The 9,731-nt window shown below is 46.0% G+C and carries 9 protein-coding genes; all 9 read right to left on the minus strand.

Translation table 11 applies throughout. The annotated features are described in order from the left end of the window. Window positions 1-101: 101 nt before the first annotated feature. Window positions 102-1,616, minus strand: a complete 1,515-nt coding sequence (nuoN, locus tag NYE23_RS23835) for an NADH-quinone oxidoreductase subunit NuoN (protein ID WP_341081796.1) — start codon at window positions 1,614-1,616, stop codon at window positions 102-104. A gap of 6 nt (window positions 1,617-1,622) precedes the next feature. After that, complete coding sequence (locus NYE23_RS23840) at window positions 1,623-3,140, minus strand: NADH-quinone oxidoreductase subunit M (RefSeq protein WP_341081798.1); 1,518 nt, start codon at window positions 3,138-3,140, stop codon at window positions 1,623-1,625. Then, window positions 3,137-5,005: an NADH-quinone oxidoreductase subunit L gene (gene nuoL, locus NYE23_RS23845; protein ID WP_341081800.1), complete on the minus strand. Its 1,869-nt coding sequence runs from the start codon at window positions 5,003-5,005 to the stop codon at window positions 3,137-3,139. Before nuoL ends, NYE23_RS23840 begins: the two co-directional genes overlap by 4 nt. Before the next feature lie 148 nt (window positions 5,006-5,153). Continuing rightward, window positions 5,154-5,468: an NADH-quinone oxidoreductase subunit NuoK gene (gene nuoK / locus NYE23_RS23850; protein ID WP_159344334.1), complete on the minus strand. Its 315-nt coding sequence runs from the start codon at window positions 5,466-5,468 to the stop codon at window positions 5,154-5,156. Then, a complete protein-coding gene (locus tag NYE23_RS23855) occupies window positions 5,465-5,986 on the minus strand; it encodes an NADH-quinone oxidoreductase subunit J (protein WP_341081803.1) in 522 nt (173 codons plus the stop codon). The genes nuoK and NYE23_RS23855 overlap by 4 nt, the downstream gene beginning before the upstream one ends. Next, window positions 5,983-6,402, minus strand: a complete 420-nt coding sequence (gene nuoI / locus NYE23_RS23860; RefSeq protein WP_035327886.1) for an NADH-quinone oxidoreductase subunit NuoI — start codon at window positions 6,400-6,402, stop codon at window positions 5,983-5,985. The genes NYE23_RS23855 and nuoI overlap by 4 nt, the downstream gene beginning before the upstream one ends. 166 nt (window positions 6,403-6,568) lie before the next feature. Beyond that, entirely contained in the window at window positions 6,569-7,576 is a 1,008-nt protein-coding gene (gene nuoH, locus NYE23_RS23865) for an NADH-quinone oxidoreductase subunit NuoH (protein WP_341081806.1), read from the minus strand. Continuing rightward, window positions 7,576-8,676, minus strand: coding sequence for an NADH-quinone oxidoreductase subunit D (locus tag NYE23_RS23870; RefSeq protein ID WP_341081808.1), 1,101 nt, complete (start codon window positions 8,674-8,676; stop codon window positions 7,576-7,578). Before NYE23_RS23870 ends, nuoH begins: the two co-directional genes overlap by 1 nt. A gap of 3 nt (window positions 8,677-8,679) precedes the next feature. After that, window positions 8,680-9,731: NADH-quinone oxidoreductase subunit C (locus tag NYE23_RS23875; RefSeq protein ID WP_341081812.1), on the minus strand; the 1,052-nt coding region annotated here is incomplete at its 5' end.

Below are 9,731 nucleotides of genomic sequence, written 5' to 3' on the forward strand. Positions count from 1 at the left end.
ATGGCAAACAAAAAAGAAGGGGAGATTTCCCCCTCCTATTTATACCCCTTTTGTCCCTTTTTTCGTAACAGCTTTTTAAAACCCCCATTTTAAAAAGCTTTTTATTGAAAGAAATCAGTAAACTGATTGAAATTGCCCTGCAGGAAGTCAAATGCAATATTTGGTGCAATTCCAAACAGGATGGTGGCTGCCAAGCTGATGCCGATAACAGCTGTTAATGCAGCCGGGATTTTAACCTTTCCTGTATCGGCTGCAGGCCTGAAGAACATTTGCACCATGACACCGAAATAGTAGAAATATGAAACGACTGTTGTCGCAATCATAATTGATACCAATACATAATGGCCTTCATTTGGCACTAAGGCACCCATGAAAATATTCAGTTTGCCAATAAACCCGGCTGTCCCCGGAATACCTGCAAGTGACAGCAGGAAGATAGCCATTGCGATGGCCAGGAGCGGTGCGCGGCGGTAAAGCCCGGCAAATTGGCTGATATCTTCTGAACCAGATTTATGTGTCACATGCTGGATAACCGCGAAAGCGCCAAGGTTCATGAATAAGTAAGCACCGAGGTAAAACCAGAGCGTATCGAACATGAATAGTGACATGCTCGCAATCACAACCAGCAGGTAACCCGCCTGAGCGATGCTGGAATAGGCAAACAAACGCTTGATATTCCGCTGTCTAAGCGCAATCAAGTTCCCAATAATCATCGTGGCTCCTGCCAGGAAGGCAATGTAATCCTGAAGAGCCAGGATCATCGGAAGCCCCTGTACATCACCGGATGGCGCATTCGCAAAGATTGAAAACAGAATGCGGATAACAATGATGAATCCGGCTGTTTTGGAAACTACGCTTAAAAAAGCTGTTACAGGCATAGGTGCACCCTGGTAAACATCCGGCGCCCACATATGGAATGGCGCTGTAGCCAATTTAAAAGAAAGTCCCACCACGATCATAAAGAATGCAAGGCCTAACAGGTATATATGCTGTTCATTATAGATGGATGTCAAAAATCCGGACATTTCCTTTAAGTTCGTAGTTCCCGTTAAACCGTATACATAACTCATTCCGAACAAGGTGATCGCTGTGGCAATACTGCCGTTGATCACATATTTCATGGCCGATTCGTTTGAATGCAGATTTCTTTTTCTCATGCCTGCCAGAATGTAGGACGAAATGGAAAGAAGCTCAAGTCCCACAAACAGGGTAATTAAATCTCCGCTTGAAGACATGATCATTGCCCCAAGCAATGCAGCCATGAACAGATAGAAAAACTCCCCCCTGAATTCTTCCAATCCTTCATTCGGCTCATAGCCAATGGCAATCAGCAGTACCATAGCAGATCCGATTAAGAGCAGTAGCTTGAAAGCTTTTGCAAAGGAATCAAGCCTGAACGTATCAAATAAAATGGATTCCGGACTATGCCCGATAAGGCCCAGTAAGGAAACGAGAGCTGCGAGTATTCCGGCAAAGCCGACCCAGCCGAGAATTTTCCGGCTTTGGGATTTCGGCATAAACAAATCCATTAGTGAAAGAGCGGTCGCAACACCAAGGATGATGAACTCCGGCGTCATTATGCCCCATTCATAAGATAATAATGTTTCGAGATCCATCCTTCATCACCCTCCTATCCCAAGCATGATCGTTTCAAGTGTCGATGTCAGCGGTTCGCTCAGCACACTTGGATAAACACCAATCAGGACAATTAAGCCGACTAAGACCAGGACAGGCACGAACTCAAACTTTTTCATATCCGTTATGCCGGCAAAGTCCCGATGCGCTTTGCCGTATGTGATACCCAGTACCGCTCGAAGCAGGTAAACAGCTGTCATAATGATACCGATTGTACCGACTGCAGCGAGAATCGGCATTTCTTTAAACAGGCCAAGGAAGGCCATAAATTCACTCACAAACCCTGACATGCCAGGAAGGCCAAGGGAGGCCATTGCCCCTGCAAGAAGGAAGCCTGCCGTAATCGGCATCCCTTTTGCCAAACCACCGAGATTTTGAATATTGGAGGTTTGAAAGCGTTCATAAAAGACACCTACTAGGAAGAATAATAGTGCTGCGATTAAACCGTGAGAAACCACTTGGAAAATCGCCCCCTGTATTCCTGCCTCATTTAATGCTCCTAATCCGATTAAAACGATTCCCATGTGGGAAATAGAAGAGTAGGCAAGCACCATTTTAAAATCGGTCTGAATAAACGCCAGAAACGCTCCATACAATAAATTCACGACTCCAAGCACAGCCAGCCATACAGCAAGGCTTTGGAATTGCTCAGGAAATATTCCCATTCCGAAGCGGATTAAACCGAATGCCCCTATTTTCAAAAGTACTCCGGCATGCAGCATGACGATTGATGGCGGAGCTTGTACGTGGACCCGCACCATCCAGCTGTGCAGCGGGAAAATCGGAAGCTTCACACCAAATGCAATTAAAAGCGCAATCAGCATGCCCATTTTCATATTTTCAGAGATTGGCGCAACAAGCTGCGGATTATCCGCGTTCATGGCGGCCATCAAAGCATCAATATTGGCAGTGCCAGTACGGGCAAACAGCACCATAATGACGATCAGCAGCACAGCAGATCCAAGTCCGTTATAGATCAGGAAGCTGTATGCGGCATTTTCTTTTTCATAGTAACCCCATTTCCCGATCAGGAAGAAGGTCGGAATTAATGTGATTTCAAAGAAAATAAAGAAAAGTATCAGGTTTTCAGCGGCAAATACACCCAGCATGCCGACTTCAAGCAGCAGAAACAGCATGAAGTAACCCTTCCATTCTTTTTTAATATGAATAGAAGCAATCGCTGCAAGTGTAGAAAGTACAGCTGTCAGAACAATCATGATCAGGGAGAATCCATCCAGCCCCAATTCATAATCTATGGAAAAAAGATTTCCAAGCTGACCTGAATCGCCAAACTGAATCCAGCTTACTTTTTCATTCAGCTGTTCCAAGCCTGAACCTGCCCGGTATTGGAAATAGGCGATCAGCGACAATACAAGCGCAGGAAGCGTAGCCAGGAAGCCAACTGTCTTGATCAATGATTCCTGCGTTCTCGGCAGGAAAGATAATACTAAAATACCAAGCAGCGGGGAGAAAACTAAAATGGATAAAAAATAAGCTACGTTCATTTTAAGTACCCCCCTGTAAACGCATAGATGACGACTAAAATAGCCAGGCCGACAAATGCCACTGTTCCATAAGTCTGAATCTGGCCATTATGGAATTTAGAACCAAGCTTTCCGAGTGCAGATGTGATTCCAGTTACACTCTTTACAAGGCCCTCAACCAGGAATACTTCCAGGAAGCGCAGGAATGAGCTAATGAATTTTGCCCCATTCACTACGGTCAGCGAATAGAATTCATCGATATAGTATTTATTGTACAGAACGTTGTATGAAAGCGGCATTCTGCTTGTAAGCCAGTCACGTGAAAGCGAGCGTTTGCCGTACATTAGCCAGGCAAGGAAAATTCCAAGCAGGGAAACAGCTGTTGCAACAATCATTATCCATGCTGGCCCTTCAATATGGCCATGGCCCAAAGCATGGTTATCTTCCACGAGCCAATCACCGAGAAATGTGCCAAACCACGGTGTATTCACATATCCAGCCACAACAGCCAGCACCCCAAGAACTGCCATTGGCAGCGTCATGACACTTGGTGATTCGTGGACATTTTTCATATCGGTTCTTGCTTCACCAGCGAAAACCATAAAGAACAGGCGGAACATATAAAATGCCGTAAAGAATGCGGCAATTACCGCAAGCCAGAACAGCACCGTGTTCCCGTGTGCCCAGGCAGCGATTAATATCTCATCTTTACTGAAGAACCCTGAAAATAACGGCACTCCGCTGATCGCCAGTGTTCCGATCAGGAATAGAGGGCCGGTTACGCGCAGCTTTTTCCATAAACCGCCCATATGTTCAATGTTCTGTGTATGAACGGCATGGATGACACTTCCGGCTGCAAGGAACAGCAAAGCCTTGAAGAAGGCGTGTGTCATTAAGTGGAACACACCGGCTACATATCCGGCAGAACCCAGCGCCAGCATCATATAGCCGAGCTGGCTGACGGTTGAATAAGCAAGCACCCGCTTAATATCCTTTTGAACCAGGCCGATGCTTGCGGCAAAGATAGCTGTGAACGCGCCAATTACAGCAACGGTCATCAGTGCTGTTTCACTTTCTGCAAACAGCGGGAACAGCGCGGCCACTAAATACACACCTGCCGCTACCATTGTCGCCGCATGGATTAATGCGGAGACCGGCGTTGGACCTTCCATTGCATCCGGAAGCCAGGTGTGCAGCGGGAACTGGCCTGATTTGCCGACAGCCCCTACAAAAATAAGAATCGCTGTTAACGTAATCATCGTGCTTGAAATGGCACCCGCTTCAACTGCTGCAAAAATCTCATCATACTCAAAGCTGCCAGCCTGCCAGAATAATAGAATCATTCCGATCAAAAGGCCGACGTCTCCAATACGAGTCATGATAAATGCCTTTTTAGCTGCAGCCTTTGCTTCCTCTTTGTAAAAATAGAAACCGATCAGCAGGAAGGAACCAAGTCCGACAAGCTCCCAGAAGAAATACGTCTGAAGCAGATTAGGCGAGATGACAAGGCCTAGCATAGCAAATGTAAATAACCCTAAATAGGCATAGAAAACAGGAAAACGGTCATCCCCCTGCATATAGCCTTTCGAATACGTATGTACCAGGAAACTGACAAGTGATACAATCACCAGCATCAGTGCATTTAACTGATTAACTTCAAAACCCGCTGTTAACTGAACATCCCCTATAGTCAGCCAAACGCCTTCTGCTTTATAAGTTGGTGCCGAAAACCGGTCAAATAGCACCAATAAGGAATAGACAAGCGATGCCAGGGTAAACAGAATCCCGATATAAGCACTCGCTTCTTTTAGCCGTTTGCCGAATAAAATAAGGAACAAAAACGATAAAAGCGGGAAAAGCGGTATGATCCATGCATTCTCCATCATTATCACAATCCCCTTTTTTGAACACACCCCATAGCACGGCGTGCCAGATTGGGACCTTATGAACAGGTCCTTTAAGGCGGGAGCCACTTATGGCCGCCTTTTCAATTCTCTATTCTCAGCCAGTCCGGCTGCATTTTTCATAGTGTCTTTAGTGCTTCATGGCATCCATTTCATCAATGTTAACGCTCTTTTTGTTACGGTAAAGTGAAATCAGGATTGCTATACCTACTGCCACTTCTGCTGCGGCAACCGCAATGACAAATAGCGTAAAAATCTGTCCGGTAATGGACGGTGTGATGCCAAATTTGCTGAATGCTACAAGATTAATATTAACCGCATTCAGCATCAATTCGATTGAGATCAGGACAATCACAGTATTGCGCTTAGTCAAAGCACCATACAGACCGATGCAGAAGAGGATTAAAGCCAATGCCAGGTAAGCTTGAACGGGAACTGTACTCATTCCTTTTCTGCCTCCTTTTCATCGTCTTTTTTAGCCAGAACAATGGAACCAATCAAAGCGACCAATAATAGGACCGATGTTACTTCAAACGGAATAATAAATTTTGAGTAAAGCTCAATTCCGATTTGCTCTGTGTTATTGACATGAAGGTCATTCGGCGCTGACGGCAAATCAAGGTTATAAATTCCGATGTAGACCGCGAAAGCAAAGCCAAGAACCCCCACGAATACTAACAGCTTACGCCAGCGGCCGGTTTTGGGCTCGCTTGTGTCGTTATGGCGCGTCAGCATGATTCCAAACAGCATGATGATGGTAATCGCTCCAGAGTAAATCAAGATTTGGACCGCAGCCAGGAATTCAGCTGAAAGCAGCACGTAAATTCCGGCGATGCTTACAAATGTAAATACAAGAGCGACAACCATATGCACGACTTTGGTAAGGTTCAATAAAAGCACGCCGCCGATGACCGCAACTAAAGCTAGAGACATAAACGCTAAAAACTCACCTGAAAACGTCATGCTTTATTCACCTTCCGTATATTTTCATCATTTTCATCGAGCCATTCAAGGTTTTTAAACAGCTCATCACGACTATATTCCGCCAGTTCAAAATTATTGGTCATGATAATCGCTTCGGTTGGGCACACCTCTGTACACAAGTCACAAAGGATACAAATTTCGAAGTTGATATCATAGGTATCAATGATTTTCCCCTTTTTAGCAGGGTCCGGATGTTTTTTCCCTGTCAGCTCGATACAATCGGTTGGACAAATATTTGCACACTGATTGCAGACAATGCATTTTTCAGGGTAAAACTTTTGAATTCCCCTGAACCGGTCCGGAAGCGGAAGCGGCTCATTCGGGTAGTCATAGGTTACCTTTTTGCGTGTCAGGTTTTTAAGGGTATACGATAATCCTTTCGCTAAACCAAGCATGTTTTTCACCCCTTGTTAAGAAATGATGCGCCTTGCCCACCCCCGACAAGCACAAGACGAGCCTCACCGAAAGGCGTTCTTTGCCTTTTGGGAGGATTGGCTTGTGACCTCGAGGGGGTAGGCGCTGTAGCTAGACAATTCTCGAAGTTATGAGGCTGTTCCTTAATTAAAATATATTCAGCCACTCTTTCAGCAAAGCTGTTAAGAAAATATTCGCAAGTGCTACCGGCAGCAGAACCTTCCAGCCAAATTCCATGAGCTGGTCTGCACGGAGGCGCGGAAATGTAACACGAAACCAGACTAAAACAAAGATTACAGCCGTAAACTTAAGCGCAAACCAGACTGCACCCGGAATGAACTCCAGGAACGGCAGCGGAAGCCACCCGCCAAGGAATAATACGGTTGTCAATGAAGCCATGGCAAAGAAATATACATATTCCGCAAGCATGAAGAACGCCCAGCGGAAGCCGGAATATTCAACATGGAAACCGGCGACCAGCTCTGATTCCGCTTCAGGCAAGTCAAATGGTACACGGTTCAGCTCCGCTGTGGAAGCAATAAGGAATACGATGAAAGCAATAGGCTGCCAAATAATGAACCAGCCATTTTTTTGCGCTTCAACGATTTCATTCAGGTTTAGACTGCCTGTTAAAAGGATAATCCCTAATACAGACATAACGAGTGGAATCTCATAAGAAATCATCTGGGCAGCCGCGCGCATTCCGCCAAGCAATGCATATTTATTATTGGAAGCCCATGCTCCGGTAACAATACCGACTGTTGTCAGTCCGGAAATGGCGATGTAATACAGCAATCCAACTCCAATATCAGCAAACTGTAATTTGTCTGTAAATGGAATTGTCGCCAGAACCATGAATGCCGGTGCAAACGCAATAACCGGTGCAAGAATAAACAACGGCCTGTCTGCAAGATTAGGAATGGTGTCTTCTTTTAAAAGAAGCTTTAATACGTCCGCAACGGTCTGCAGCAGCCCCCATCGTCCGCCGACCTGATTCGGCCCATGGCGCAGCTGCATAAACCCCATAACTTTACGCTCAGCCAGAATGGCGTAAGTAACAAATCCTAAAACGACTAATAGTAAAACGGTGGCAAGCAAGAAGAAAATACCGAAATTCAGCAGACCTGCTTCGGAATGGAGAAGTTCTTCTACCATTAACCGTCCACCTCCCCGAGGACAATATCAATTGCCCCTAAAATAGCAATCAAGTTCGCAATGTTTTCGCCTTCAAGCAATTTTGGGAGAATTTGAAGATTATAGAATGATGGCCTCCGGAATTTCATCCGGTATGGTTCCTTCTTTCCATCACTCGCGATATAGCAGCCGATTTCTCCCCGCGGAGATTCAATTCTGACAAACGCTTCCCCTTTTGGCGCTTTGATGATTTTTGGCACTTTCGCCAGAATATCACCTTCTGCCGGGAATTGCTCCACCGCTTGTTCAAGGATCTTTAGGGATTCTTCAATTTCCTGCATACGCACATGATACCGGGCCCACGCATCCCCGCCATCCTGAACAGCCACATCGAATTCGAAACGGTCATAGATGGAGTATGGCTCATCTTTGCGGAGGTCCCATTTCACGCCTGTGCAGCGGAGATTTGCACCGCTCAGCGAGTAGTTTAAAGCATCCTCTTTCGTATACTTTCCTACCCCTTTGACACGGTTCATGAATATTTCATTTCCGGTTACCAGCTGGTGGTAGCCTTTGAGCTGTTCACGCATATATGGAACAAACTCTCTTACTTTATCAATCCAGCCTTCAGGAGCATCCCATTTTACACCGCCGACACGCATATAGTTAAACGTTAAGCGGCCTCCGGATATCTCATTCAGCATATTGATAATCATTTCACGCTCTCTGAATGCATAAAGGAATGGGCTTGTTGCCCCAATATCCAGTAAATATGTACCCCACCATACGAGATGGCTGGCAATCCGGCCAAGCTCCATCGTGATTATCCTCAGATATTCGGCCCGATCCGGAATTTTCAAATCCATCATCGTTTCAACTGCATGGACAAGGATATAATTATTCGTCATGGCGGCAAGATAGTCCATTCGGTCTGTATAAGGAATAATTTGCGTATACTGCAGGTTTTCAGCCAATTTCTCCGTTCCGCGGTGCAAGTAGCCGATGACCGGTTTCGCCTCTTTGATGATCTCACCGTCAATTTTCAGAACAAGGCGAAAAACACCGTGGGTACTTGGATGCTGAGGTCCAACATTCAATAGCATTTCTTCTGTTCGCAGCATTGGTTACACCTCCACATCGTACGGTTCATAGTCTTTTCGCAGCGGATGCCCAATCCAGTCTTCCCCCAGCATAATCCGGTATAAGTTAGGGTGTCCTTTGAATTTGATTCCCAGCAAATCATATGTCTCACATTCCGGCCAATTGGCTCCTGCCCATAACGGCTGCAGTGAATCAATTACCGGCTCATCACGGTCGATTTTAACCTTCAGTGCAACAGATTGGCGGTTTTTGTATGAGTATAAGTGAGCATACACTTCCATGTGGGTCTCAAAATCGGAGCCATGAAGCTCTGATAAATAATCAAAGCCAAGCTGTTCATTATATTTCAGGAATTCTGCCAATTTAAAATATGATTCAGCTCTGGCAACCAAAGTCGGCACTTCCTTGGAGAGATTATTAATATAGTACTCTTCAAGAACATCAGATCCCAGGTTTTTTTCAATTACCTTTACATATTTATCAAGGTAAGGCTGATTAGCAGATGGAGCTTTTTCTTCTGCTGGTTCAGCGTCAGCCTTGCTTCCGGCAGCTTTAGCCTTCGCGGCGGCAGCGGCCGCGGCCTTTGCTTTCGCTGCTGCGATTGCCTTGGCCTTTTCATCATCAGCTGATCCGTCAGCTTTGCCTGCTGCGGCTAATTTTGCTTTGGCTGCGGCGGCGGCTTTTGCCTTTGCGGCTGCAATCGCTTTTGCTTTTTCATCGTCCCCGCCTGCTTGTTTTGCTTGAGCTGCTGCTCTCGCCTTTGCAGCTGCGGCGGCTTTTGCTTTGGCGGCTGCGGCGGCCTTTTGCTTCGCCAGATCCATATCTTCCGCTGGAGCTTCTGCTTCTCCCTGCTCTTTCGCTTTCATTTTAGCCAATGCGGCGGCCTTTGCTTTCGCTACTGCGGCGGCTTTTTGCTTCGCCAGATCCATGTCTTCGGCAGGCGTTTCTTCCTTTGTTTCTACCTGCTCTTTCGCTTTCATTTTAGCCAGGGCGGCTGCCTTTGCCTTCGCGGCTGCAGCGGCTTTTTGCTTCGCCAGATCCATGTCTTCGGCAGGCGTTTCTTCCTTAATTTCTA

This window comes from Cytobacillus sp. FSL H8-0458 (assembly GCF_038002165.1).
GTDB lineage: Bacteria > Bacillota > Bacilli > Bacillales > Cytobacillaceae > Cytobacillus.

Bases quoted from the DNA above. Each gene is read 5' to 3' on its own strand.
- nuoI (WP_035327886.1), bottom strand. From the start codon at position 6,402: ATGCTTGGTTTAGCGAAAGGATTATCGTATACCCTTAAAAACCTGACA.
- nuoK (WP_159344334.1), bottom strand. From the start codon at position 5,468: ATGAGTACAGTTCCCGTTCAAGCTTACCTGGCATTGGCTTTAATCCTC.
- nuoL (WP_341081800.1), bottom strand. From the start codon at position 5,005: ATGATGGAGAATGCATGGATCATACCGCTTTTCCCGCTTTTATCGTTT.
- nuoH (WP_341081806.1), bottom strand. From the start codon at position 7,576: ATGGTAGAAGAACTTCTCCATTCCGAAGCAGGTCTGCTGAATTTCGGT.
- NYE23_RS23855 (WP_341081803.1), bottom strand. From the start codon at position 5,986: ATGACGTTTTCAGGTGAGTTTTTAGCGTTTATGTCTCTAGCTTTAGTT.
- NYE23_RS23840 (WP_341081798.1), bottom strand. From the start codon at position 3,140: ATGAACGTAGCTTATTTTTTATCCATTTTAGTTTTCTCCCCGCTGCTT.
- nuoN (WP_341081796.1), bottom strand. From the start codon at position 1,616: ATGGATCTCGAAACATTATTATCTTATGAATGGGGCATAATGACGCCG.
- NYE23_RS23870 (WP_341081808.1), bottom strand. From the start codon at position 8,676: ATGCTGCGAACAGAAGAAATGCTATTGAATGTTGGACCTCAGCATCCA.